This window comes from Stenotrophomonas sp. SXG-1, from assembly GCF_014083965.1.
GTDB classification, from domain to species: domain Bacteria; phylum Pseudomonadota; class Gammaproteobacteria; order Xanthomonadales; family Xanthomonadaceae; genus Stenotrophomonas; species Stenotrophomonas geniculata.
Window position 1 is genome coordinate 1,171,881 of the sequence record NZ_CP046588.1, and the last position, 23,466, is coordinate 1,195,346.

24 protein-coding genes are annotated in these 23,466 nt (G+C 67.5%); 8 read left to right on the top strand and 16 right to left on the bottom strand.

The features are described 5' to 3' along the window. The first annotated feature begins 26 nt into the window (after positions 1–26). Positions 27–1,163, top strand: coding sequence for a metallophosphoesterase (locus tag GOC52_RS05360; protein ID WP_049480135.1), 1,137 nt, complete (start codon positions 27–29; stop codon positions 1,161–1,163). Between the two features lie 136 nt (positions 1,164–1,299). Here the strand turns inward: GOC52_RS05360 and GOC52_RS05365 are convergent, their stop codons facing one another. From GOC52_RS05365 to GOC52_RS05385, 5 genes are all read right to left on the bottom strand, one after another. After that, positions 1,300–1,938, bottom strand: coding sequence for a ferric reductase-like transmembrane domain-containing protein (locus GOC52_RS05365; RefSeq protein ID WP_191850841.1), 639 nt, complete (start codon positions 1,936–1,938; stop codon positions 1,300–1,302). An 83-nt stretch (positions 1,939–2,021) separates the two neighbouring features. Further along, entirely contained in the window at positions 2,022–2,756 is a 735-nt protein-coding gene (locus GOC52_RS05370) for an HvfC family RiPP maturation protein (protein WP_049455587.1), read from the bottom strand. Beyond that, a complete protein-coding gene (locus GOC52_RS05375; protein WP_191850843.1) occupies positions 2,749–3,594 on the bottom strand; it encodes an HvfB family MNIO-type RiPP peptide maturase in 846 nt (281 codons plus the stop codon). The genes GOC52_RS05370 and GOC52_RS05375 overlap by 8 nt, the downstream gene beginning before the upstream one ends. Positions 3,595–3,646: 52 nt before the next feature. Further along, positions 3,647–4,123, bottom strand: coding sequence for an HvfA family oxazolone/thioamide-modified RiPP metallophore (locus tag GOC52_RS05380; RefSeq protein ID WP_010483445.1), 477 nt, complete (start codon positions 4,121–4,123; stop codon positions 3,647–3,649). A 99-nt stretch (positions 4,124–4,222) separates the two neighbouring features. After that, on the bottom strand, positions 4,223–4,867 hold the full coding sequence (locus GOC52_RS05385; RefSeq protein ID WP_010483443.1) for an HvfX family Cu-binding RiPP maturation protein: 645 nt from the start codon (positions 4,865–4,867) through the stop codon (positions 4,223–4,225). A 294-nt stretch (positions 4,868–5,161) separates the two neighbouring features. Between GOC52_RS05385 and GOC52_RS05390 the strand changes: the two genes are divergently transcribed. From GOC52_RS05390 to GOC52_RS05415, 6 genes are all read left to right on the top strand, one after another. Then, on the top strand, positions 5,162–5,956 hold the full coding sequence (locus GOC52_RS05390) for an alpha/beta fold hydrolase (protein WP_191850845.1): 795 nt from the start codon (positions 5,162–5,164) through the stop codon (positions 5,954–5,956). 3 nt (positions 5,957–5,959) lie between these two features. Further along, complete coding sequence (locus tag GOC52_RS05395) at positions 5,960–6,505, top strand: redoxin family protein (protein ID WP_019336971.1); 546 nt, start codon at positions 5,960–5,962, stop codon at positions 6,503–6,505. Between the two features lie 57 nt (positions 6,506–6,562). Then, on the top strand, positions 6,563–7,303 hold the full coding sequence (locus GOC52_RS05400; protein ID WP_010483437.1) for a response regulator: 741 nt from the start codon (positions 6,563–6,565) through the stop codon (positions 7,301–7,303). After that, positions 7,300–8,613, top strand: coding sequence for an ATP-binding protein (locus GOC52_RS05405; protein ID WP_191850847.1), 1,314 nt, complete (start codon positions 7,300–7,302; stop codon positions 8,611–8,613). The genes GOC52_RS05400 and GOC52_RS05405 overlap by 4 nt, the downstream gene beginning before the upstream one ends. 83 nt (positions 8,614–8,696) lie before the next feature. Then, the gene (locus GOC52_RS05410) at positions 8,697–9,710 is read left to right on the top strand and encodes a hypothetical protein (protein ID WP_191850849.1); all 1,014 of its coding nucleotides are present in this window, start codon (positions 8,697–8,699) and stop codon (positions 9,708–9,710) included. A gap of 78 nt (positions 9,711–9,788) precedes the next feature. Beyond that, positions 9,789–11,048 carry an MFS transporter gene (locus GOC52_RS05415; protein ID WP_019336973.1) on the top strand — a complete coding sequence of 420 codons (1,260 nt, stop codon included), beginning with the start codon at positions 9,789–9,791 and terminating at the stop codon, positions 11,046–11,048. Positions 11,049–11,052: 4 nt separating this feature from the next. Here GOC52_RS05415 and GOC52_RS05420 read toward each other — a convergent pair whose 3' ends face one another. Continuing rightward, positions 11,053–12,000 carry a nucleoside hydrolase gene (locus tag GOC52_RS05420; protein WP_191850851.1) on the bottom strand — a complete coding sequence of 316 codons (948 nt, stop codon included), beginning with the start codon at positions 11,998–12,000 and terminating at the stop codon, positions 11,053–11,055. 151 nt (positions 12,001–12,151) lie between these two features. On the opposite strand from GOC52_RS05420, the gene GOC52_RS05425 reads away from it, so the two are divergent. Further along, positions 12,152–12,484 carry a hypothetical protein gene (locus GOC52_RS05425; protein WP_049413512.1) on the top strand — a complete coding sequence of 111 codons (333 nt, stop codon included), beginning with the start codon at positions 12,152–12,154 and terminating at the stop codon, positions 12,482–12,484. Between the two features lie 110 nt (positions 12,485–12,594). Here the strand turns inward: GOC52_RS05425 and GOC52_RS05430 are convergent, their stop codons facing one another. The 10 genes from GOC52_RS05430 to GOC52_RS05475 all read right to left on the bottom strand — a co-directional run bounded on the left by GOC52_RS05430 (position 12,595) and on the right by GOC52_RS05475 (position 23,210). Next, a complete protein-coding gene (locus tag GOC52_RS05430; RefSeq protein WP_019336976.1) occupies positions 12,595–13,314 on the bottom strand; it encodes a GntR family transcriptional regulator in 720 nt (239 codons plus the stop codon). Between the two features lie 56 nt (positions 13,315–13,370). Then, entirely contained in the window at positions 13,371–14,738 is a 1,368-nt protein-coding gene (locus GOC52_RS05435) for an SLC13 family permease (protein WP_191850853.1), read from the bottom strand. 97 nt (positions 14,739–14,835) lie between these two features. Continuing rightward, positions 14,836–15,756: a malonate decarboxylase subunit epsilon gene (gene mdcH / locus GOC52_RS05440; protein WP_191850855.1), complete on the bottom strand. Its 921-nt coding sequence runs from the start codon at positions 15,754–15,756 to the stop codon at positions 14,836–14,838. Next, a complete protein-coding gene (gene mdcB, locus GOC52_RS05445) occupies positions 15,753–16,610 on the bottom strand; it encodes a triphosphoribosyl-dephospho-CoA synthase MdcB (RefSeq protein WP_010483419.1) in 858 nt (285 codons plus the stop codon). The genes mdcH and mdcB overlap by 4 nt, the downstream gene beginning before the upstream one ends. After that, positions 16,607–17,248, bottom strand: a complete 642-nt coding sequence (gene mdcG / locus GOC52_RS05450; protein WP_191850857.1) for a malonate decarboxylase holo-[acyl-carrier-protein] synthase — start codon at positions 17,246–17,248, stop codon at positions 16,607–16,609. Before mdcG ends, mdcB begins: the two co-directional genes overlap by 4 nt. Continuing rightward, entirely contained in the window at positions 17,241–17,945 is a 705-nt protein-coding gene (gene mdcE / locus GOC52_RS05455; protein WP_191851420.1) for a biotin-independent malonate decarboxylase subunit gamma, read from the bottom strand. Before mdcE ends, mdcG begins: the two co-directional genes overlap by 8 nt. Before the next feature lie 2 nt (positions 17,946–17,947). After that, a complete protein-coding gene (locus GOC52_RS05460) occupies positions 17,948–18,856 on the bottom strand; it encodes a biotin-independent malonate decarboxylase subunit beta (protein WP_191850859.1) in 909 nt (302 codons plus the stop codon). Further along, on the bottom strand, positions 18,853–19,173 hold the full coding sequence (gene mdcC / locus GOC52_RS05465; protein WP_010483411.1) for a malonate decarboxylase acyl carrier protein: 321 nt from the start codon (positions 19,171–19,173) through the stop codon (positions 18,853–18,855). Before mdcC ends, GOC52_RS05460 begins: the two co-directional genes overlap by 4 nt. Before the next feature lie 10 nt (positions 19,174–19,183). After that, a complete protein-coding gene (gene mdcA, locus GOC52_RS05470) occupies positions 19,184–20,827 on the bottom strand; it encodes a malonate decarboxylase subunit alpha (RefSeq protein WP_191850861.1) in 1,644 nt (547 codons plus the stop codon). Between the two features lie 190 nt (positions 20,828–21,017). Continuing rightward, a complete protein-coding gene (locus tag GOC52_RS05475) occupies positions 21,018–23,210 on the bottom strand; it encodes a TonB-dependent siderophore receptor (RefSeq protein WP_191850863.1) in 2,193 nt (730 codons plus the stop codon). Between the last annotated feature and the right edge of the window lie 256 nt (positions 23,211–23,466).

Sequence of the window (23,466 nt, forward strand, 5' to 3'; positions counted from 1 at the left end):
CATGGCGGGCCCGCTTTCTGTCATGGATGGTTGCAGTGCTGAGTACGATCGGTTTGTTGATGGGCCTGTATGTGGCCTGGCGCCTGTTCTGGCCGCTGCGCATGCCCACCTGGCTGAAGGTCGTGCTGTCGCTGCTGCTGGTGGGCGTTGCCGTGCAGCTGCGCATCGTCGCCATGTTCTGGGGCACGATGGCCTCGCCCGAGATTCCAAAACTGGCCATCGCCACCCTGGCCACCGGCTCCACGGCGGTGTTGCTGTTGGCGTTGCTGATGCTGGCGCTGGACGTGAGCCTGCTCGCTTCCCGCCTGCTGCGCCGGCCACGCGCGGTAGCCGCATTGCGCACGCGGAGTCTGCGACCGGTGGCCGGCTTGCTGGCCCTGCTGGTCAGTGGTTATGGCATCAGCCAGGGCATGGCGGTGCCCCAGCCTCGGCAGATCGACGTGGCGATCAAGGATCTGCCGGCCGCGTTCGACGGCTATCGCGTGCTGCAGCTGACCGACATCCACGCCAGCCGCCTGCTGACCGGTGACTGGGTGCGCAGGGTGGTGGACCAGAGCAACGCACTGACGCCGGACCTGATCGTGATCACCGGCGACCTGATCGACGGCAGTGTCGAGGCCCGCCGTGACGACGCGCGTCCACTCGTGGACCTGCGGGCGCCGGACGGCGTCGTCGCCATCACCGGCAACCACGAGTATTACGCGCAGTACCAGGCGTGGATGCAGGCGTTTCGCGCGCTGCACATGCAGGTGCTGGAGAACAGCCACATGCAGGTGCGGCGTGGCGATGCGGCGCTGACCATCGCCGGTGTCACCGACCCGGTGGCGGCACGCTACGGCCTGCCGCTGCCGGATATGGACGCTGCATTGGCTGGCGCCGATCCCTCCGCGCCGGTGATCCTGCTCGATCATCGCCCACGCAATGCGCGTGAGGCCGCTGCGCGCGGTGTGAAGCTGCAGTTGTCCGGGCATACCCACGGCGGCCAGATCATCGGCATGGACCAGCTGGTGAAGCGGGCCAACGGTGGCTATGTCTCCGGGCGTTACGAGGTGGACGGGATGACACTGTACGTGAGCAATGGCGCTGGCCTGTGGGCCGGATTCCCCGCGCGCATCGGCGTGCCGTCGGAGATCACCCTGATCACCCTGCGCCGCGCCCCGTGACCTGAAGTGGGGTCAGATCCCTTTCCGCAGGGAATTCGCTGCCTTTCGTGCTGGGATCCCTCTGTAGAGCCGAGCCCAAGCTCGGCTGAACCAGAGGCAGCCGAGCATGGGCTCGGCTCTACAGGTAACCGCCTCCTCAAGAACTCCGCAGCGGCGGCCGCGCATGCGCATCGCGCCGCAGCGACTGCGCCCGCTTGGCGATCGCACGCACCACGACGGCGGTGAAGAGCAACGCGGAGGGCACCGCGTACCAGAAGTTGCCGGGCACGCGCTTGAAGTACGAATAGGTGAACACTGCGGCGATGATCCACATGCCGGTCACGTGCAGGCGACGCCACGCAGTGGGACCCATGCGGCGGGCGATGCCACGATGCGAGGTGATGGCCAGGGCGAGGATGGCTACATAGCCGATCGTGCCCGGCAGGTTGGCCAGGGCTGAGCGCGCCGGCCAGAACGCGGGGTTGAGGATGCCGAAGGCGGTGATCGCCACCGCATGCAGCAGGTGCGAGAACGCGAACGACAGGCCGACGATGCGACGCTCGCGCAGCAGGAAGCGGGTGAACGGGCCGGGCAGCAGGCTGGCGAACGAGGATGCGGTGAAGGCGACCAGGAACAGCAGGAACGATGTGCGTGCCGTCACCCGGATCGCCGCGCGGCTGCCCTCGACCACGTCGGGCTGCAGGGTGAACGCCGCCACTGCGAAGGCGATCAGGACCACGGCGATGGCCACGAACAGGCGCCAGCCGTGCAGGGAGGACGTATTGGAAACAGCCATGATCAAACCTCGAATCAGGAAATGGGTGGCACCGGCCTCTGGCCGGCCAAGGAATGGGGAGTGCCGGCCGCTGGCCGGCGCCTTCAACAGTCGTTCGGCACAACCAGCACGCCGGCCGCGCACAGGTCGCCCAGCAGCGGAATGCAGGCTGTGCGTAGTTCGTCGGCGGCCACGCCATGCAGATCGGCCAGTACCTGCAGCGCGTCTTCCGCACGGGCGCCGTCATCGCCGAACGCCGACAGCAGCGCATATGCCAGCGGTGAAAGTTCCTGCACCTGCAGGCTGAAGTCACCCAGGCGTCGCAGCAGCAGCAACGTCGGCATCGTGGTAGGCGCACCGTTCTGGCCGGCGTCCTCATGCACAGGCCACTGGTAGCCCAGCACCCGCACCAGTGGAGACAGCGCCAGCACGCTGCCTGCCTGTGGCGCATGCAACGGCTGCTGGCCGGTGTGCCGCGCTTCAATGTGCAGTGCCTGCTGCGTGCTTTCGTAATGCGCCAGTTCCGCCACCCAGCCCGGCAGCGCGAGGTCTGCCTGCACGCCCAGCCACGCGGCGAATTCGCCGGCGATCTGCGGGAACAACGGGGTATGGCAGGCATGCCGCGCGTAGTAGTGCTCCACGGTGTCGCGCCAGCAGGCATCACCCAGTTGCGCCTGCAGGCGCGGCAGGCTGCCTGCCAGCAGGCTGTCCAGGCTGTCGATGCAGAGGCGGCGGTAGACCGCCATCCGCCGTGCATCGATGCCCTCAGGCGCGGGCATCGATGGGTCGCGTACATGGTCGGCCCAGCGCTGCTGCAAGGTGGCCAGCGGCTCAGCCATGGGCCACCTCGGGCGGCAGCACATCGGCCTGCGCGTGGCGGATCTGCTCCACCTCGGCCAGCAGCTCGGCCAAAGGCGGGAAGTTGAAATCGCGCTCCAGCAGGGTGGGGCGCACGCCGACACGCGCATAGGCCTCCCCCAGCAGCGCCCAGACCACGCCCTTCACCGGCGCGCCGTGGGTGTCGATCTTGAAGCCATCGTCTTCGTCGAAGTGGCCGGCCACGTGCAGCGAGGCGACGCGATGCGCCGGCACGCGTGCCAGGAAATCGAAGGCGTCGTAGCCGTTGTTGCAGGCGTTGACGAAGACATTGTTGACGTCCAGCAGCAGGTCGCAGTCGGCCTCGGCCAGCACTGCAGTGATGAATTCGATCTCGCTCATGTCCGCGCCTGGCACGGCGTAGTAGGAGATGTTCTCCACGGCGATGCGCCGGCCCAGTGTGTTCTGCACCTGGCGGATGCGACCGGCAACGTGATGCACGGCCTCGGTGGTGAACGGCAGCGGCAGCAGGTCATAGACATGGCCGCCGGCGGCGCAGTAGCTCAGGTGTTCGCTGTACAGCTGCACCTGGTGCAGGTCGAGGAACGCGCGGGTCTGCGTCAGCAGGGTGCGGTCCAGCGGGTCCGGCCCTCCCAGCGACAGCGACAGGCCGTGGCAGGTCAGGCGATGGCGCTCACTCAGCTGGCGCAGCGCGGCGCCGTGGGCACCGCCAACTCCGATCCAGTTGTCCGGCGACACTTCGAGGAAGTCGATGGCATCGGCCGGCATCGCCAGCAGTTCATCGATCAGGCCACGGCGCAGGCCGAGACCGGCACTGGCGGAAGGCAGGGGCAAGCGCATGCGACGGTACTCCAGGGCAGTGGCGCCGCCGTGGCGGCGCCGGGGGGAACGATCAGTCGTTGACGCGGGAGAACAGGCCCTTCGGCATCGGTTTGCCGTTGGCGGTGTAGACACTGCGCAGGTAGTCGTGCGCCTCCTGTTCGCTGATGTAGCCGTCGTGGTCGGTGTCGATGCGGTCGAATTCAGCGGCGCGCTTGGCCGCCACGGCGTTGAACTCGGCACGCGAGACCCGGCCGTCGTGGTCACGGTCGGTGCGGGCAAACGAAGCGTCGCCGCACTTGCCTTCGCCACACTGGCCTTCGGCCACCTTGGCCTTGGCGGCAGGCTTGCCAGTGGCGGCCTTGTTGGCGCCGCACTTGCCTTCACCGCACTTGCCTTCGGCGGCGGCGCTCATGGCCACGGCACCGATGGCCAGTGGCTGGATCGCGGCCGCCTGGCCGGCCAGCAGCAGGCCACCGGCCAGGGCGATGCCGATGGCGCCGATGCGCGGCAGACGGGAAGCAGCGGTGTTCTTGGTCGAGACGGACATGGTGATGACTCCTTGGATGGGCACGCAGGGCGTGCGGGATGGACGCCGCTTGAAGGCGACGGAAACGAAGGGAAGAAGCGCGGGAAGCGGTGAAGCGGATCAGGCGTTGCGGCGACGGCGCAGTCGGTAACCCAGCAGCAGGGCGCCGCCGAGTAGTGCGCCACCGAAACCGATACCGGGCAGCAGCGCGGCGACCGGCAGCAGCAGGGCGATCAGGCTCACGCCCCAGCCGAGGCCGTCGTTGCCCGCCGCGGCGCGCTGCGGGCCGGCCAGCAGGCGGTCCAGGCTGAGTGCACCGCCGCCGTTGAGGATCAGCGGCAGCAGCATGGCCAGGAACAGCAGCGGCAGCTTGAAGTTGCCGTAGCCCTGGTCGGTGATTGCGTAGCCCTGCCACAGCTCACCCAGGCTGTTCCATTGGTCCGGCCAGTGCACGGCAGCGATGGCAACAAGGGTCAGCACCCAGAAGATGTAGGCCACCGAGCGCGTGGCCAGGCCCAGCAGCAGCATCACCGCGCCCACCAGTTCCAGCCAGGTGGCCAGCTGCCAGTTGAGTGACGCAGGCAGGGTGGAGAACGGGAAGGGGAAACGCCCTTCCAGGTCGGCGAACCAGTTCTGTCCGCCCAGCTTCTCGCGGCCCGATTCAAAGAACTCCCAGGCCAGCAGGGCGCGCAGCGCCAATGGCGAGAGCCAGCGGCCGACGGCGTCCAGGCGGGGTGTATACACGGAAGAAGCGGAGCTGATCATGGGAGTGTCCTGCGGGCCAGTGGTCGATGGAGGCCATTCCGAGCCACGCAGGTATCGGCAACGTGTGCTGTTGCCCGGGGTTTTGTCAGCGACTGTGGCTGTGTCAGGGGGTTCGTACAGTCAGATACAAAGACGCCGCGTCGGGCGTTCGCCGGGCCATGCCCAGCGGCCGAATGTATCCAACTGTAGAAATCCGCCGCCGCCCTACAGTCCGGTACAACTCTGCCTCGCAGCGAAACAGCGCCGATACACCCCCAGGCGGAAATGGCCACTCCCAACACCGGAGTGCCACCCATGATCCGCACCACCCTGCTCGCCGCTGCCCTCGCCCTTGCCGGCGTCGCGACGCCGGCATTCGCCGCCGAGGCCGATGCCGGCGCCGCGCCCACCGTCATCCTGGTCCACGGTGCCTTCGCCGATGGCTCCAGCTGGAACAAGGTCATCACCACCCTGCATGACTGGAAACTGCCTGCGGTGGCCGTGCAGAACCCGCTCACCTCGCTGGCCGACGATGTGGCCGCCACCCGTCGCGCGATTGCCGCCGCACCGGGCAAGGTCGTGCTGGTCGGCCACAGCTGGGGCGGCACGGTCATCACCGAAGCGGGCAACGATCCCAAGGTGCAGGCGCTGGTGTACGTGGCCGCATTCGCACCGGATGCCGGGCAGTCATCGGCACAGCAGGGCGAGGGCTATCCGGTCGGCCCGGGCCTGACGCGCCTGCAGGAGAAGGACGGCTACCTGACCCTGCCAGCCGACGCCATCGCCCAGGACTTCGCACCGGATGTGATGAAGAAGACCGCTGCACTGTTGTACAGCACGCAGGTGCCATTGAAGGCCAGCGCGCTGGGTGAGTCCGTCACTGTGGCCGCATGGCGCAGCAAGCCGAGCTGGTACGTGCTCAGCCGTGACGACCGCATGTTGTCGCCGCAACTGCAGGCGGCCACCGCAAAGCGCATTGGCGCGCAGCTGCAATTGATCGGCAGCAGCCATGTGTCGCTGCTCTCGCACCCGGCTCAGGTGGCTGACAGCATTCTGGAGGCCGCAGGCGTGAAGCCGGCCGAACTGCCGCTGGCCGAGCAGGGAGGCTGAACGATGGGCGCGCTGCGTGTGTATGTACTGCCGTTGCTGCTGGGCCTGCTGGGTGGGGCGGCGCTGCTGATGGCCTTGCCCAGCCCGGAGGCCGGTGCGCATCCGGCGCAGGCCGCTCCTGCTGCCGGGTTCGATGGCGGCGGGCCCTGGCACAACAGCCCACCGCTCGCGTTGAATCAACTGCGTGGGCAGGTGGTGCTGGTCGAGTTCTGGACCTACGCCTGCAGCAACTGCCTCAACGTGGCACCGCATGTGCACCAGTGGCATGCACGTTACGCGCGGCAGGGCCTGCAGGTGATCGGCGTGCATACTCCGGAGTTCGCCTACGAAGGCCTGCCCGGCAATGTGCGCAAGGCCATCGCGCGGCTGGATATCACCTGGCCGGTGGTGCAGGACAACCAGTACCGGATCTGGAACGCCTGGGGCAACCGCTTCTGGCCGGCGCTTTACCTGGTCGACCGGCAGGGCAGGGTGGTCTACCGCCACTACGGTGAAGGCGATTACGCACGTACCGAAAGCGAGATCCAGCGCCTGCTGGCCAGCCCCTGAGCCGCGCTACCATGGCCGCGCCGCGCGGCCTTGACCTCCGTCTTCATCGAGAACGCAATGAACCACGTACCGCACATCCTTGTCGTCGACGATGACAGCGAGATCCGCCAGATGCTGGCCGACTACCTGCAGCGCAACGGCCTGCGCGTCAGCCAGGCCGATGGCGGCCGTGCGATGCGCGCGCTGATGGACACCCACGCGGTGGACCTGGTGGTGCTGGACGTGATGATGCCCGGCGAGGACGGGTTGAGCCTGTGCCGCAACCTGCGTGCCGGCAAGCATCGCGCGGTGCCGGTGGTGCTGCTGACCGCCCGCGACGACGAAACCGACCGCATCATCGGCCTTGAAATGGGCGCCGATGACTACGTGACCAAGCCGTTCTCCTCACGCGAACTGCTGGCGCGCATCAATGCGGTGATCCGGCGCACGCAGATGCTGCCGCCGAACCTGCAGGTGAGTGAAGCCGGCCGCCAGTTGGCCTTCGGCGACTGGCGCTTGGATACCACTGCCCGCCATCTGCTGGATGCGCAGGACACCGCCTATCCGCTCAGCGGTGCGGAATTCCGACTGCTGCGCGTGTTTCTCGACCACGCCAACCGTGTGCTCAGCCGCGACCAGCTGCTCAGCCTTACCCAGGGCCGAGATGCAGAACTGTTCGATCGTTCCATCGATCTCCTGGTCAGCCGCGTGCGCCAGCGCCTGGGCGATGACGCGCGTGAGCCCACCTACATCAAGACCGTGCGCAGCGAAGGCTACGTGTTCAGCGTGCCGGTGCAGCTGCTGGGGCCGGAGGAATGAACGCCCGCGCGCGCCGCCTGCCGTGGCCGCGCACGCTGTCGGCGCGCCTGCTGCTGGTGCTGCTGGGCGGTTTGATCCTGGCCCATGCGCTGTCCTTCGGCCTGTTGTTCTACGAACGCTACCAGTCCACCCGCAGCATGATGCTGCGCAACCTGGACGAGGATGCAGCAGTGAGCGTGGCCCTGCTGGAACACCTGCCGGCCGACCAGCGCCAGGCCTGGGTGCCGCGGTTGGAGCGGCGCACGTACCGTTACCTGTTGCGCCCGGCACAGGCCGGCCCGGCGTTGGAAACCGATCGTGCGCGCCAGGTCACCGCCATCATCGATGACAGTCTGGAACACCGCTATCCGCTGCAGGCGCGGCAGGTGGCACGGCTGCCGGAACGTTTTGAAGTGGAGCTGCGCCTGCACGACGGTTCACCGTTGACCATCGAAGTCACACCGTCGGGCCTGCCGCTGGCGCGCTGGCTGCCGGCCGTGCTGCTGGTGCAGCTGGCCCTGCTGCTGGTATGCGCCTGGCTGGCGGTGCGGCTGGCATTGCGCCCGCTGCGGCAGCTCTCGCACGCCGTCGAGCAACTGCAGCCTGGCAAGGACGCACCGATGCTGCCCGAAGACGGCCCCGCCGAAGTGGGCACGGCCGCAGCCGCGCTCAATGCACTGCAGGCGCGGATCCGTGGCCATGTCAGCGAGCGGCTGCAGATTCTGGCGGCCATCTCGCACGATCTGCAGACGCCGATCACGCGCATGAAGCTGCGCGTGGAAACCCTGCCCGAAGATGCCACCCAGCAGCGCCTGCTGGATGACCTGGACCACCTGGGGCAACTGGTGCGCGAAGGCGTGGCCTACGCGCGCAGCAGCCACGTGGCCAGTGGCGCGCCACTGGCGATGGATCTTGGCGCGTTCCTGGCCAGCGTGGTGGGCGACTATGAAGACATGGGCAAGGCGGTCAGTGGTGGCGCACCCACAGGCCTGACCGTGCAGACCTGGCCGCAGCCGCTGCGGCGGGTGGTCGGCAACCTGGTCGACAACGCGTTGCGCTACGCCGGTAGTGCCGAGATCGAGGCGGGGCGCGATGCAGCAGGCCGGCCGTGGATCAGCGTGTCCGACCGCGGCCCCGGCATCCCGGAGGACCAGCTGCAGGCGGTGCTGGCACCGTTCCATCGGCTGGAAAGCTCACGCAACCGCGATACCGGCGGCACCGGGCTGGGTCTGGCCATCGCCGTGCAGCTGGCGCAGTCGCTGGGCGGCTCGCTGCGGCTGCACAACCGTGAGGGCGGTGGCCTGCGGGCCGAATTGCAGCTGCCGGGGTAACTGGCGGGGTCAATACATCCACGCACCTGCATGGCCTCGGGATCGGCGATCATCTAGCGGGTGTCGAAACCAGGAAACACGCAATGCAGGGAACGCAGCATTCAATCCAGCGTGCGCGCCACGTCGCGCTGCTGGTCGGTCTACTCGTGCTGGCCGCATGTCAGCGCACACCGGATGCGCTGACCGGGACACCCGCAGCGGGCACATCGCTTGCCGCCCCGGCCACGGCAACAGACCTCTCTCCGCTCCTCGATGCCTTGCCGACCTGCGCGCTGGACGGCTGGTACATCGATCATCAGACTGGGCGTCCGGCCCATCCCTGGCTGGCCGAGGACGCGTCGACACCCTGCAAGGTGGATGAGGAAAACGAGATCGCCACGTTCTGCGTGCGGGGGCAATGGAAAGGATTGCCGGTGGAGGAGGTGATCCTTCCGACGATGACGTTCGTTTCATTCCGTGGTGCGAAGATCGGCCTGCCGCTGGAGAGGGCACGCTCGATTGTCCGCCATCAGTTCGGGCAGGATTTCCCGGGTGGTGCGGCCTACGAGGCGGGACGCGAGCCGAAATTGATGGCCGATCCCGAGGATGCACAGCGCTCGTGGCTGCTGTGCAGCACGCCGGAACCGGGAGACGACCTGGGCGACCAGGCAGGCGTGAGCTATTCCGGCATGAACCTGCCCTACGACCACGACGGATGCAGCTATCGCTACAGCCCGATCGATTTCTGCGATGCGCAGCACGTGGCGCGCATCGAGGAAGCCCTCAGGAACGAAAAGCCCAACTTCAACCAGCACTACCTGCTGGTGCAGGTCGAAGATCGCCCCGGGTTCTTCCAGCGCTCGGTGGTGCTGGTCGACACCCGCACCGGACGCGCCACGCCATTGCCGATCGATGCCTTCACCGGGCCAGCGGAGAAGGGCGGAGACGCCAGCCGCTACGGAACCCTGGAAACGGGCGTGGACCAGCAGCAGTTCTGCCTGGATGGCGCGCTGCTGGTCTACCGTGTGTTCGAGGAAGGGCGGTTCTGCTTTGGCTTTGACGGTGAGCGCTTCACCGGGCACGAGACGCAGTACATGCAGCCGATGGATGGCCGATGACCGGCATTTCACCCGGGTCGTGACACCCTGCCAGGAACCTGCACCCACGGGAACGAGGCTGTTGAAGGCGAACACGCAATGACCGCGGCGCGGCAGCGCTCGATGTGGGTGGCCGGCCTGTCCACGGTGGTGGAGTGGTACGACTTCACCCTGTACCTGTACTTCGCCACGGTGTTGTCGCGGGTGTTCTTCGGTGGTGGCGAGCAGGCGCTGCTCGTCACGCTTGCCGGCTTCGCGGTGTCCTACCTGATGCGTCCACTGGGCGCGCTGTGCTTCGGCCACCTGGGCGACCGCCTGGGCCGGCGCTGGATGCTGCTGGCTTCGATGGCGTTGATGGCGGCGGCAATGCTGGCCACTGCGCTGCTGCCAACCGCGGCCACCGCAGGCACCACGGCGGGCGTGCTGCTGCTGGTACTGCGCTGCGTGATGGCGTTTTCGGTGGGCGGCGAATACACCGGCGTGGTGGCCTACCTGCTGGAAAGCGCACCCGTGCGGCGACGAGGCCTGGTGACCTCGCTGGCGTCGGCAGCCAGCGAAGTGGGGGCGCTGCTGGCGGTGGCGATTTCCGCGCTCACGGTCGCGCTGCTGCCCATCGCGCAGCTGGACAGCTGGGGCTGGCGCATTCCGTTCTTCTTCGGTGCCGCGCTGGCACTGGTGATCCTGGTTGCGCGGTCGGGCATGCGTGAATCGCCTGAGTTCGAGCGCCAGCAGCGCGAGGGCAGCATTCCCGCCACGCCGCTGCGGCATGTGCTCCGCAACCATCCCGCAGCAGTGGCGCGCACCTTCGCGATCTCGGCGCTGGGCTCGATCACCTACTACGTGGGCATCACCTACGTGCCGTCGTTCCTGCATGCGCAGGGTCATGACGAAGCCGATGCGCTGTGGCTGTCGACGATTGCGGCAGTGGCGGTGATCGCGATCACGCCACTGTGCGGCGCATTGTCCGACCGCGTCGGACGACGGCCGGTGCTGCTGGGCCTGACCGTGCTGGCAGCGCTGCTGCCGCTGTCCCTGTTCGCGTGGATGGCGCAGGCGACGGCGCTGGGCATCGCGCTGGCCGCCGTGCTGCTGGCCTGCGTGGCCGGTGGTGTCAGTGCGGTCGCGGCCCCGGCCACGGCCGAGCAGTTCCCGGGCGAAGGCCGGGTCAGCGGGTTGGCACTGGGTGTGACCATGGCCACCGCGGTGTTCGGCGGCGCGACGCCTTGGCTGGCGCAATGGTGGGTGGAACGCAGCGGCTGGGCGGCCGCACCGGGCGCGATGATCGCGCTGGTGGCAGTGCTGGTGCTTCCGGTGCTGTGGACCCTGCCCGAGACCGTCCCAGGCAGGGCCAGACGCTAGCCGATCAGACCTTCAGGGTCTGCTCGATGTCGGCCAGTACCGCGGCCGCATCCACGCCGATGGCGACGGACTGCAGCACGTGGCCATCCCACACGCTGGGGCCGAAGCCCATGCCTTCCGGCTTCGGAATGGTCATACCACGGGCAACGCCGTCGGTGGCCACGCGCACGCTGGCACGCTCGAACTGGAACAGCTCCGGACGGGTCAGGGCAATGCAGGCGCAGCAGTCGTGCACGACCATGCCCTTGTGGCCGGCCTGCAGGTAGAAGTCCACGTAGTCCTGCGACAGTGCACGGACCAGCTCGGCGTCGGCGCCGCCGAGTGCGGCCAGCTTATCCAGGCCATCACGGTCCATTTCCACGCGGGTGGTCACGTCCAGGCCGATCGCGGTGACCGGCCAATCGGTGGTGAACACCACGTCGGCCGCTTCGGCGTCACCCCAGATGTTGGCCTCGGCGGCCGGGGTGATGTTGCCGTTGACGTGGAAGGCGCCGCCCATCAGCACCACGCCGCGCACCAGGCCGGCGATGTCCGGTGCCTGCTGCAGGGCCAGGGCCAGGTTGGTCATGCGGCCCACGGCGACCAGGGTCACCTCGCCCGGATGGGCGCGGACCAGGTCGATGATCAGCTGGTGGGCGGGGCGCGCGTCGGCGGTCAGGTCCAGTTCGGCCGGCACCGGGTGGTTGCCCAGGCCGTTGTGGCCGTGGATGTGCACCGGCCAGGCTTCCGGGGTGGCTTCCGGCTGCAGCGGGCCACCGGCACCGCGCGCGACCGGGGCGGCAAAGCCCCAGGCCTGCTTCAGGTACAGCGCATTGTGCGTGGTCGACTCCACCGAGGCATTGCCGAAGGTGGTGGTGACGCCGATCAGGTCGATCTGGGCGTGCTTGTGCAGGTACAGCAGGGCCAGGGCGTCGTCGACGCCCGGGTCGGTATCGAAAATGACTTTCAGCATGTTGTTGTTCTTCTTCTTCCGTGTGGTGCGGGGGGCGCCGGCGGCCCGGAGACAGGCCGGCGCGCCCTACATTGTCCCATCTTCATGACAGGCAGGGCCAATGCCGGCGCGGCGGGCCATAATGCCCCCAGTCCAGGCACGGAGTCGCCGCATGCTGATCGTTGCCCTTCTGCTGGTCCTGCTGGTGCTGGGCCTGAACGTGGTGGCTACCGTGGTGATCGTCAAGCGTGATGGCCTGTCGGCGGGCGGCCGGACGGTGCAGTTGCTGCTGATCTGGCTGCTGCCGCTGGTGGGCGCAATCCTGTGCATGGCGGTGGCCACGGCCGATGGCTCGGGAAGCCGGGGGGACAACGGTCTCGGCGGTGCCTACGATTACTCGGGCGGGTATTCCGGCGACAACTACAGCCAGCACAACCACAGCAGCTCCGACTGTGGAAGCGACGGCGGCAGCAGTGACGGTGGTGGTGGCAGCTGCAGCGATTGAGGTCTCTGTAGAGTCGAGCCTTGCTCGACTGCACTTCGCTCCAACGCCGCGGTGCCTGGTCGAAAAGCAGTCGAGCATGGCTCGACTCTACAAAAGCGACGACGGCCCGCTCAGCCGCCGCCTTCGGTCGGCAGCGGCGCCGGCACATTCAACAACCCGCCTGCCGCGACATAGGCGGCCAGCGCCTGGCCCTGGCTGAGCAGGTGGCGCTCCATGGTGCGTTCGGCGGCGGCGGCATCGCGCCTGCGGAAACACTCCATCAGTTCGCGGTGCTCGGCCAGCGACTGCGCGGTACGGCCCGGAGTCAGCAGCTGGCGGCCACGGTGCATCTTCAGGATGCGGTGCAGGTCGTGGGTGATCCGGATCAGCCACGGGTTGCCGGCGTAATGTTGCACGGTCTCGTGAATGAGGTAGTTGTTGCGGTAGTACTCGGCGATGTTGCCTTCGGCCGCTGCCGTCTCCATTGCTGCATGCAGGTCTTCCAGTTGCTGCACACCGGCATCGTCGATGTGCTTCACCGCCTCGTGCGCGCAGCGGCCTTCCAGCATCGCCATCACCGGAAACAGCTGGTTGAGGTCTTCCAGCGTCAGTCGCGTGACCCTGCTGCCACGACCCGCATCGATCTGCACCAGGCCTTCAGCGGCCAGCAGCTTCAGGGCCTCGCGCAGCGGTGTGCGGCTGATGCCCAGTTCTTCGCACAGCGCGGGCTCGTCGATCCACTCGCCCGGCGGCAGGCGATAGTCATAGATGCGTTCGCGCACGTGTTCGGCCACCTCTTCGTACAGAGGTGCGCGCTTCTTCGGTGACCGCGGGGCAGGGGCAATAGCCATGCGCAGAGTGTAACGCCAGGTCGTGCCGACCAGTGGCCGGCACGACCGTTCGACGGTTACATCCAGCCGGGCACCACGAACACCAGCCAGGCCAGCAGCGGCCCCAGCGCGACCACCAGACCGCTGTACACCAGGAAGCGGCGGAACAGGGTCTCGCGCTCTTCCTTCGCGGCCGAGGCCACCACCAGTGCGCCATTGGTGGAGAACGGGCTGACATCGACGATGGTGGACGACACCGCCAGCGCGCAGATCACGCCGGCGGCGCTGAGGTGGCCCTGCATCAGAAACGGCACCGCCAGCGGAATCGTGGCGCCCAGTACCGCCGCCGAGGAAGCGAATGCGGAGACGATGCCGCCGACGTAGCAGACCAGCAGCGCGCCCAGCAGCGGAATGCCTATGTCGGACACGCCGTTGCCGATGAAGTCCACCGCGCCGGCATGTTCCAGCACGCCGATGTAGGTCACCACGCCGCAGATCAGCAGCACGGTGGACCAGCTGATGCCATCGACCGCACCCTTCTGGCTTTGTGGCGACAACAGCGCCAGCGCCACCGCCACGGTGATCGAGACCAGGCCGACGTTGAGGTTGTAGATCAACGCGGCCACGCCCAGGCCGAGCAGGCCGATCAGGGTGAACAACCGCTCGCGGGTCAGGCTCACCGCATCCAGTGCCGCCGGATCATTGCTGAGCGTGCCGCCGCCTGCTGCGACCAGCGCGCCATGGCCTTCGATCGCGAACTGGTGCGACGACGCCTGCGGGCCGCCGGCCATCGCCAGTTCGGCAGTGCCGATCATTCCTGCTGCGGTGATCGAGCCACGCCGCAGCAGGGCGACGCCACCGAAAGCGAAGAAGCAGATCGTGGCCATCATGAAGTTGAAGCCCAGGCTGGTCAGGAACACCGCCATCTCGGTCACTTCCAGCCCGGCCTTCTGCACCACGCCGTTGGTGATGCTGCCGTACACGCTGATGGGCGAGAAGCCGCCGGCCTGCGCACCGTGGATGACCAGCAGGCCCATCATCAGCGGGTTGATGTTGTATTGCTTGGCAAAGCGCAGCGCGACCGGCCCGATGATCGCCACCGCGGCCGGACCGAGCGCGCCGAAGGCGGTGAGGACCGCGGTGATGACGAACATCACCCACGGAATGGCCACGATATGGCCGCGTACCGCTTTCACCGCCCAGTGCACCAGCAGGTCGATGGTACCGTTCTTCTGCGCGATGGCGAACAGGTAGGTGATGCCAACCAGGGTCAGGAACAGATCGCCGGGAAAGCCGGCCAGGACCTCCTTGCCGCCCATGTCGACCCACAACCCACCGATGATGAAGGCCAGCGCGAAGGCGACGGCGCCCATGTTGATCGGTAGAGCGGTGGCGATGATGAACATGATCACCAGGCCGATGATCGTTGCGATTTGTGGACTCATGCGCCCTCCCAGACACGTGACTCACGTACAGCGCGGATGGAGACCCGCCATCCCGGGGTAAGGCGACGTACTGCGTGTTGCGTACTGCTCGAACCCGTTACTGCAGCCGCTCCAGCGCGTTGCGGACCCAGCCCGCCGCGCCGTCGAGGCTCTGGAATTCCTCCACCGCGCGCACCTCGCAGCACGGATAATCGGACGCGACCATGCGGGCCAAGGCATTGCCCGGGCCCAGCTGCAGGAACACCCGCGCACCGCGCTCGTAGGCCTGGCGCATCACCTGCGACCACTCAATGGTCTGCGCCAGTTGCAACGACAGCGTGTGGACCGCCGTTGCGCGATCCCGCACCGGACGCGCATCGATGCCGGCCAGCAGCGGCAGGCGTGGGCCCTGCAGCGCCGAGGCATCGAGTGCGGCGGCGAACGGTGCGACAGCAGAGCGGAGCAGCGGCGTATGCGCGGGCACATGCACCGGCAGCGGGCGGATCTCCGCACCCTGCGCGCGAGCGTCATCGGCCAGCGCCTGCAGAGCGGCCTGCGTGCCGCCGACGATGAAGTGATCGCGGCCGTTGGCGATGGCCACATGTGCGCCGTGTGCATCACACAGCGGCTGCAGGGTATGGCGCTCCAGCCCCAGCACGGCCTGCATGCCTGCATTGGCAGGGCTGGCGGCATCCATCAGCCGCGCGCGCTGCGCGGCCAGGCTCAGGCCGGTGCTCGCATCAACGCTGCCGGCAACCACATGCGCCGCCAGTTCACCGATGCTGTAGCCGGCCACCAGCACCGGCGCTGGCACTGCTTCGCGAAGTCCCTGCCAGTGCGCGAGGCTGGCTGCACACAGCAGGGGCTGTGCGAGCGCATTGCCGAAGCGCGATTCGTCAGCGGCCGCCGCGAACACATCGCGTCCAAGCACTGCGCTGGCAGCCTCAAGTACGTTGTGCGCGGCAGGCAGATCGCGCACGCGCTCGAACATCGCGGCGTGCTGCGCGCCTTGCCCGGGGCAGAGCAGGGCAAGGCTCATACGCCCTCCTGCTGCAGCAGGAACCAGCTGCAGGCAAGCAGATCAGCACTGCCACCAGGGCTCAGGCGGCGTGCGACGAAGCGCTCACCGATGCCGTGCAGGCGTGCCTGCCAGCCGGGTACGAAGGTACCGCCGTCCCGCAGAAAACGGCGCGCCTGCCGCTGGGCCCAGCGCAGGCCGTCGGCGCCGCCACGGTGCAGCAGGTTGAGGTCATCCACGCACGCGATCAGCTGCATCAGGGTCTGGCACATCGCGGCCTCGCGTGGCAGGCCGCTGGCCAGTGCGTGGCGCAGGGTAGGCAGTGCCACGTCGCGCAGCAGCGGGTAGCCGGTGGCCGCTTGTTCGCGCACACCTTGCACGCCGTGCCGCGCGCGCGCGCGCTGGCCAGGGCTGTTCGCATCCAGAGGTGCGCCGGCGAGCTCGGCAGCCCAACGGCGCACTTCCTGGCAGACCTGCTCACCCGTGGCGGCATGGCCCAGGTGGGAGCGACAGGCCGCGGCGGCCGCCACCAGCAGGCCGAGACTGAAGACCGCGCCACGGTGGGTATTGATGCCGGCGGTCGCGCGCAGCATCGCGGTTTCGGCGGCGATGCCACACCGGCGCAAGGCGTCGAAGTCCGCCCCGGCTGCACCGAGGTATGCCACGGCGGTGAAATAGTGGCGCAGCGCGAACAGGCTGCGCAGGAACGTGCCGGCGTCCATGTCGTGATGGCTGCCGGTGTCGAAGGGTGTGACCAGTCCGGGCTTGGGCGCCAGCGCCAGCTCCGCATGCAGGCTGGCGACGGCGAGGCGCCCCAGACGCGCGGTGTCCACGGCAGCTGCCGGCCTGACCGCCGGTTGCACGACGGCGTTCATGCGCTCACCCCGGCGGAGGCGAACAATGCCTCGCGTGGTTCCAGTGCGGCACCATCGAGGCGCTTGACCAGTACCTCGCGGCTGCGTCCGGCGTACTCGCGCCAGTTCACGGCGGCGTCGCCGCCCAGGCACAGCTCGCCATCGACCCGCCGGTCGTGTTCGGCTTCCCATGCCTGTAGCCGTGCAGCCAGGGCATCGGCCTGCGCGGTGGTGTCGATCGGCCACAGCAGATCGACGTCCGAGCGCGCGTGCACATAGCGCAGGCCAGTGAGGTGCTGCCACGCGAAGGCACCGATTACGCGCGCCCCAGCGATGTTCTGCAGCACTTCAAGGGGCCGCTGCCAGTCCTGTGGAACGTCGCCTTCCAGCACCGTCTGAAGTGTCGGCGGCGGCGCGGTGCGCAGCACATCGTGTGCTGGTACGCGCAGGGCCAGGCGCAGTTTGCCCTTGACGGGCGGTAGCGGCACGCCCAGACGCAGGCGGGGGTCCGCATCATCGGCGGCACGTCGCGCGACGATGGCCGGCCGGCCCTGCGCAAACCAATCGGCCAAGCGCGACTCATGCGCGGCAATGTCCGCCTGCCAGCCGGCGTGCGCTGACAGCCAGACCAGCGTATGGCGGGGCAGCCGCTCAGGCATCGCCCTGGCTCACGGCAGCAGCCACGCGTGCGGCCAGCATGCGCCCGCCACGTTCTGCTCCGCACACGGCGCGGCGGTCGCCATCGGCGGGCGTGCGCAGTGCCTGCAGCAGGTGGGCGGCCAGGTTCCCGTTCCAGATCGAGTCCACCGCACCCATCGCTACGTAGTTTTCCACGCCCGGTGCGAACACCGGTGAGGTCTGGCTGAGCGACTGCAGCTTCTCCAGTGGCTGCTTGGTCACCCGTGCCATCGCGCGCAGGTCCATCACCCGCACCTGTGCATCGGGCAGGGCGTGGATGTGGTTGGCCATCAGACCGAATGAGAGGAAGCCGCCACTGACGGATTCACCGTAGACCAGCGTGACCAGTTGCGCACCACGGCGGCGTGCCAGATCGAGCGTCTGCGCGAGATGCGCAAAGTAACCATTGATGCCAAGCAGTTCGTCGCGCCGCGCCAGGCGCTGGCCGGCGGTATCCACCAGCATCACGATCGGCCGCTGAGGATGTGCGCGGGTGCTGGCCAGCACCATCCCGGCCAGTGCCAGTGCGTGGTCCACGCCGACTTCGAGTTTGTCGGCGGTACCGATCACGGTCACCTCGCCGTCCTCGGTGGTAGCGCTGCCGGTCAGCACCGAATCGTTCACCGCAATCGCATGCCCCTGCGGGAACAGGGCATCGAGCAGGCTCTGCAGTTGCATGCTCATGGCAGGCTCCGGTCGGCGGTGGCGATAAGGAACTCATCGGTGTCGAGCAGTGGCAGGCGTTCGGGGTGGGGAATGCCCAGCCGCGCCCAGATCTCCAGGCCATCGCGGCAATCGCTCCAGGCCTGCACGCGCGCCTTCAATGCCACATGGCGTTCCTGCAGCGCGGCCAGTGCAGTCACTGGATCGATGCTGCGGGTATCGGGCTGCAGCGCATCGAATGCCGCATGCGCGAAGGCCTCGATGGCATCGGGTACCAGCACCTGTGCCTGGTCGATCAGGTAGCGGTGCTTGCCACCGGTCACGCGCCAGACCAGTGCGCGGTCGCGGGAATCGAACTCTTCCACGCCACGCACGGTCTCGATCACTTCCGGCCCGGACAGCGACAGGCGTCCTTCTTCGGACATGATGACCGTGCTGCAGCAGCGGGCCACGATGCCCATGCCGCCGAAGGCGCCGTTACCGCTGCCGATCAGCGCGATCACCGGCACGCCCGCTGCACGCGCGTCCAGGGTGGCGCGCATGATCTCGGAAATGGCGATGAGCCCTGCATTGGCTTCGTGCAGGCGCACGCCGCCGGTGTCGAGCAGGAGCAGCACACCGTCAGGGCGGGTCGCCGCCGCACGGCGCAGCAGCCCGGTCAACTTGGCGCCATGCACCTCGCCCACGCCGCCGCCCATGAATTCACCCTGCTGTGCGGCCAGCAGCACGCGTCTTCCCTGCAGCGTGGCTTCGCCGACGACGATGCCATCGTCGAAGGCAGCCGGCTGGTCGAGCTGGGCCAGGTGCGGGCTCATCACGCGCCGTGCGGGGCCGAGGAATTCGCGGAACGAACCGGCATCGACCAGGCCGGCGATGCGTTCGCGTGCATAGGCTTCGTAATAGCTGTGGCGTTGCACGTGGCTCATGGCGTGCCTCCGGCCAGCAGGGTTTCCACGGCCTGGTCCAGTCGCAGGCTGACCACCGCCGGAGTTGCACCCGCATCGTTGATCGAGATGCGTACATCGCGCAGCGGATGACGCTCTGCGAAGTCGCTGATCACCGCTTGCCACACGTTCCCGAAGCCCTGTGCGGCGGTGATGATGCGTACCGTCATCGCGCCGTCCTGCGCCGCCGGCTCCAGCAGGATTTCCAGGTTGCCCGAGGCCAGTACGCCGACCAGCACCGCATCGCGCGGAAACTGCACCGCAGTGTGTCCTTCGAATCGATAGTCGAGGGTTTCCATGCTCAGCCCTTTACCAGTTGCGGAAGCGCTTGGGCGGGTCGTACAGTCCGTCGGACCAACGCACCAGGTCCTTCACCGAACGCGCCGCCAGCAGGTCACGGCTGGCATCGCGCACAGAGATGCCCAGGTCATCGGGACGGCGGATCACGCCGCGGTCGCGCAGGTTTTCCACCATCGCGCGGTCGCGGCCGAGGCCGACGGCGGTGTAGCCGGCCACGCCGCGGATCGCCTGCTCGCGTTCTTCCGGCGTGCGGCACAGCAGCAGGTTGGCGATGCCTTCCTCGGTCAGCACGTGGCTGACGTCGTCACCATAGATCATCACCGGCGGCAGCGGCATGTCCGCGCGCTCGGCCAGTTCCCAGGCATCAAGACGTTCAACGAAGGCCGGCGCCATGTGCTCGCGGAAGGTCTCCACCATCTGCACCACCAGCTTGCGCCCGCGCGGCATCTCGCCCGGGCGCGCGGCCTGCTGGCCGGCCTTGATCCAGGCGTCGCTGGCATGGCGGCGACCACGTGCATCCGAGCCCATGTTCGGTGCACCGCCGAAGCCGGCGATGCGATCGCGGGTGGCGGTGGAGCTGTTGCCCTGCAGGTCTATCTGCAGTGTGGAACCGATGAACATGTCGCAGGCATACAGGCCGGCGGTCTGCGAGAACGCGCGGTTGGAACGCATCGAGCCATCGGCGCCGGTGAAGAACACATCGCCTCGCGCCGCGATGTATTTCTCCATGCCCAGTTCCGAACCGAATGAGTGCACCGACTTCACGAAGCCCGATTCAATGGCCGGAATCAGCGCCGGATGCGGGTTCAGTGCCCAGTGCTGGCAGATCTTTTCCTTCAGGCCGAGCGATTCGGCGTAGGTGGGGAGCAGCAGTTCGATGGCCGCCGTATCGAAGCCGATGCCATGGTTGAGGCGGTTGACGCCGTACTCGGCATAGATGCCCCTGATGGCCATCATCGCCATCAACACCTGGATCTCGGAGATCTGCGCCGGGTCGCGGGTGAACAGTGGTTCGATATGGTTCGGCTTCGGTGCCTGCACCACGAAGTTGACCCAGTCAGCGGGAATGTCGACGCGGGGGAGGGTGTCGACGATTTCGTTGACCTGGGCAATGACGATGCCGCCACCGAAGGCGGTGGCTTCGACGATCACCGGCGTGTCTTCGGTGTTCGGTCCGGTGTAGAGGTTGCCGTGGCGGTCTGCGGCCTGCGCGGCGACCAGGGCCACGCGCGGGGTCAGGTCGATGAAGTAGCGGCCGAACAGTTCCAGGTAGGTGTGGATGGCACCGATCTGGATGCGCCCTTCAGCCACCAGGTTGGCCAGCCGCACCGACTGCGGGCCGGAGAACGAGAAGTCCAGTTTCGAAGCGATACCACGCTCGAATACATCCAGGTGCGAGGGCAGGGACAGCACTGACTGCACCATGTGCAGGTCATGCACCCGTGCCGGGTCGAGGTCGGCCAGGGCCTGGGCGAGGAAGTCAGCCTGCTTCTGGTTGTTGCCCTCCAGGCAGACCTTGTCGCCTGGCTCCAGCAGTGCGTGCAGCAGCTCGCCCACATCGGTGGCGGCGACCTCGCGTCCCCGGGCCCACGGCGCGGCACGTTCCAGGCGGGCCTGGCGGCTGCGTTCCAACGTATCCCAGCTCGGGTTCATCGACCGGCTTCCGATTGGTGTCGGTGTAATTACGACATAATTATGAAAAGGGGTGCAACCTGCAGTGCAGCAAAAAGAAGGGCCCGCACGAAGGCGGGCCCATTCAGGTAGGCCACGACGGTGGGTCGTGGCGGAGGGCGTGCCGACCAACGGTCGGCACCCACCAGGCACCCACCGGTTCGCGGGTGGCTCAGAACTTCCAGCGCAGGCTGGCCGACACGAAGCGCGGTTCGCCGTAGTTGTTGTAGTCCAGATTCGCCCAGTAGGTCTTGTCCAGTGCGTTGCGCACGCTCAGCGTTGCGGTCCAGCTGTCGCTGATGCGGTAGTTGGCATTGAACTGCACCAGCATGTAGGCCGGCTGGTTCACCGTGACCGTGCCGCCCAGCGGGTAGGCGATGTTGTAGCCCTGCACCTTGCTCTGCCACTGCAGGCCGCCGCCAACGCTCAGGCGTTCCAGCGCGCCGCGCAGCTGCAGCTGGGTGTTGAGCTGCAACAGATCCTTCGGCGGATTGGCGTACAGCAGGTCGGTAGCCGCTCGGGTGACCTTGACGTGGGTGTAGCCGGCATTGACCGTCCAGCCCGGCAGGATCTCGCCGTTGACGTCCATCTCCCAGCCGCGCGCCTTGGTGCCGTTGACGCCGACGTAGGCGGAGGTGCCATCGCTGAGCGAACCTTCCGGCACGCCCATGTCGCGCACCGCGTAGTTGTCCTGCTTGGCCTCGAACACGGCGGCATTGGCGGTCAGGCGGCCATCCAGCCACTGGGTCTTGATGCCTGCTTCCAGGTTCGAACCCTGCACCGGTGCCAGCAGGTTCTCGTTGCGGTCCTTGAAGTTCTGCGGGTTGAAGATCTCGGTGTAGCTGGCATAGGCTGACACGTTCGGGGTGATGTCGTAGACCAGGCCCACGTAGGGAGTAACTTCATCGCTCACCTTGTACGCACCGCTGGTGCCGGTGTAGGCGCCTGCGGCGTTGTACGAGCGGCTGAGGGTTTCCCAGCGGCTCAGGCGCGCGCCTGCAATCAGCGACAGCGGATCGGCCAGGCGCAGACGGGTGGCCAGATAGACGCCACTCTGCGTGGTCTTGGCCACGCGGCGCGCGCCGGTGCGGCGGTAGGTCACCTCGGAGATGTCGCCGTTCCAGTTGTACACGTTGGGAATGTAGTAGCAGCGCTCGCCGCCGCAGCGTGCCCAGTCGTTCGGGAAGTTCAGTGCAAGCGTGTTGGTGGTGCCTTCCAGGTCCGACCACTGTGCGCCAACGGTGAGGTCGTGCTCGCGGCCGAACAGGTCGAAGCTGCCGGACAGGTAGGCATCGACATTGCGACGGGTGTCCTTGGAATCACCGGCGGCCGCGCGCAGGAAGATGCCCGAGCCGGTCACCGGGTCCGGGTTGCCGGTGCCGTACAGGCGCACGTTCTGCACGTTGCCACGGGTGTAGGCGGTGTTGATCTTCAGCAGCCAGTTGTCACCGAAGCGCTGTTCCAGGTTGGCGAACGCGGTGTTGCTCTCGCGCTTCCAGTAGCTCCACTTCGGCGACAGGTTGGTCGAACGCGGCAGGTGGGCGAAGTTGCCCTGGTTGTCGAAGAACGGCACGGTGCCCCAGGTTGAACCGGTGGGATTGTTGTCCTGGCTCTGGTAACCGAGGGTGATCGTGGTGCTGTCGGTGACGTCGCCTTCCAGCACCGCCATGCCGGCCATCTTGTTCTCGTCGTAACGGTCGTAATACAGGCCACGATCGGTATAGGCGGCGACCACGCGGCTGCGGAAACGGCCGTCATCGGTCAGCGGCGCGGTCACGTCCGCCTCCATGCGCCGATAGTCCCAGCTGCCGGCGCTGACCGCGAACGAGGCATCGAACTCCTTGCCCGGGCGCTTGCGCAGCAGGTTGACCGTGGCCGACGGCACGCCGGCGCCACTGAGCAGGCCGTTGGCGCCGCGGATCACTTCGATGCGGTCGTAGAAGGCGGTGTCGTATTCCTGGTTGGTCGAACCGCTGTAGGTGGGAATGCCATCGACCTGGAAGTCGGTGATGGCAAAGCCACGCGCGTAGTACAGCGGGCGCTGGGTGTCATAGAAGGACACGCTGACGCCGGTGACGTTGCGCATCACGTCGTTGATGCTGAACAGCGATTCGTCCTGCAGGCGCTTGAGGCTGATCGCCGTGGCCGACTGCGGGGTTTCCTGCAGCGTGATCGGCAGGCGGGTGGTGCTGGATGGCGGAGCGGACTGCTCGGCACGGACGCTGACCCGGTCCAGGGTCTTGGCATCGGCGGCGCCATCGGCGGCGGCGAACGCGCTGGGCGCGGCCAGCAGGGACAGCGACGAAAGCAGGGCAGCCGGCAGCAGCGCGCGGCGGGGCAGGCGGTTACGCAGGGTCAGGGACATGGTGGGCTCGAGGCTTGGAAGCGGGGAAGGGCGGCAGCAGTCGTCCAGTACCCGGGGCGGCGGCTTCGGGCACATCAGGTCCATCTGGGAGGGGGCGGTCACTGCGTAGGACGCAAATGTAAATAATTCTTAACAACATTACAATTCGCGTCATCGTGCATCGGCTTTCCGGCACCAGGCATCGCCTTCTGTAGAGCCGAGCCCATGCTCGGCTGCTTTTTTGCTGGAGCCGAGCATGGGCTCGGCTCTACAGCAG

What these genes read in the sequence shown, in the direction of transcription:
- GOC52_RS05360 (WP_049480135.1), top strand. Translation starts at nt 27, where the DNA reads ATGGTTGCAGTGCTGAGTACGATCGGTTTGTTGATGGGCCTGTATGTG.
- GOC52_RS05365 (WP_191850841.1), bottom strand. Translation starts at nt 1,938, where the DNA reads ATGGCTGTTTCCAATACGTCCTCCCTGCACGGCTGGCGCCTGTTCGTG.
- GOC52_RS05370 (WP_049455587.1), bottom strand. Translation starts at nt 2,756, where the DNA reads ATGGCTGAGCCGCTGGCCACCTTGCAGCAGCGCTGGGCCGACCATGTA.
- GOC52_RS05375 (WP_191850843.1), bottom strand. Translation starts at nt 3,594, where the DNA reads ATGCGCTTGCCCCTGCCTTCCGCCAGTGCCGGTCTCGGCCTGCGCCGT.
- GOC52_RS05380 (WP_010483445.1), bottom strand. Translation starts at nt 4,123, where the DNA reads ATGTCCGTCTCGACCAAGAACACCGCTGCTTCCCGTCTGCCGCGCATC.
- GOC52_RS05385 (WP_010483443.1), bottom strand. Translation starts at nt 4,867, where the DNA reads ATGATCAGCTCCGCTTCTTCCGTGTATACACCCCGCCTGGACGCCGTC.
- GOC52_RS05390 (WP_191850845.1), top strand. Translation starts at nt 5,162, where the DNA reads ATGATCCGCACCACCCTGCTCGCCGCTGCCCTCGCCCTTGCCGGCGTC.
- GOC52_RS05395 (WP_019336971.1), top strand. Translation starts at nt 5,960, where the DNA reads ATGGGCGCGCTGCGTGTGTATGTACTGCCGTTGCTGCTGGGCCTGCTG.
- GOC52_RS05400 (WP_010483437.1), top strand. Translation starts at nt 6,563, where the DNA reads ATGAACCACGTACCGCACATCCTTGTCGTCGACGATGACAGCGAGATC.
- GOC52_RS05405 (WP_191850847.1), top strand. Translation starts at nt 7,300, where the DNA reads ATGAACGCCCGCGCGCGCCGCCTGCCGTGGCCGCGCACGCTGTCGGCG.
- GOC52_RS05410 (WP_191850849.1), top strand. Translation starts at nt 8,697, where the DNA reads ATGCAGGGAACGCAGCATTCAATCCAGCGTGCGCGCCACGTCGCGCTG.
- GOC52_RS05415 (WP_019336973.1), top strand. Translation starts at nt 9,789, where the DNA reads ATGACCGCGGCGCGGCAGCGCTCGATGTGGGTGGCCGGCCTGTCCACG.
- GOC52_RS05420 (WP_191850851.1), bottom strand. Translation starts at nt 12,000, where the DNA reads ATGCTGAAAGTCATTTTCGATACCGACCCGGGCGTCGACGACGCCCTG.
- GOC52_RS05425 (WP_049413512.1), top strand. Translation starts at nt 12,152, where the DNA reads ATGCTGATCGTTGCCCTTCTGCTGGTCCTGCTGGTGCTGGGCCTGAAC.
- GOC52_RS05430 (WP_019336976.1), bottom strand. Translation starts at nt 13,314, where the DNA reads ATGGCTATTGCCCCTGCCCCGCGGTCACCGAAGAAGCGCGCACCTCTG.
- GOC52_RS05435 (WP_191850853.1), bottom strand. Translation starts at nt 14,738, where the DNA reads ATGAGTCCACAAATCGCAACGATCATCGGCCTGGTGATCATGTTCATC.
- mdcH (WP_191850855.1), bottom strand. Translation starts at nt 15,756, where the DNA reads ATGAGCCTTGCCCTGCTCTGCCCCGGGCAAGGCGCGCAGCACGCCGCG.
- mdcB (WP_010483419.1), bottom strand. Translation starts at nt 16,610, where the DNA reads ATGAACGCCGTCGTGCAACCGGCGGTCAGGCCGGCAGCTGCCGTGGAC.
- mdcG (WP_191850857.1), bottom strand. Translation starts at nt 17,248, where the DNA reads ATGCCTGAGCGGCTGCCCCGCCATACGCTGGTCTGGCTGTCAGCGCAC.
- mdcE (WP_191851420.1), bottom strand. Translation starts at nt 17,945, where the DNA reads ATGCAACTGCAGAGCCTGCTCGATGCCCTGTTCCCGCAGGGGCATGCG.
- GOC52_RS05460 (WP_191850859.1), bottom strand. Translation starts at nt 18,856, where the DNA reads ATGAGCCACGTGCAACGCCACAGCTATTACGAAGCCTATGCACGCGAA.
- mdcC (WP_010483411.1), bottom strand. Translation starts at nt 19,173, where the DNA reads ATGGAAACCCTCGACTATCGATTCGAAGGACACACTGCGGTGCAGTTT.
- mdcA (WP_191850861.1), bottom strand. Translation starts at nt 20,827, where the DNA reads ATGAACCCGAGCTGGGATACGTTGGAACGCAGCCGCCAGGCCCGCCTG.
- GOC52_RS05475 (WP_191850863.1), bottom strand. Translation starts at nt 23,210, where the DNA reads ATGTCCCTGACCCTGCGTAACCGCCTGCCCCGCCGCGCGCTGCTGCCG.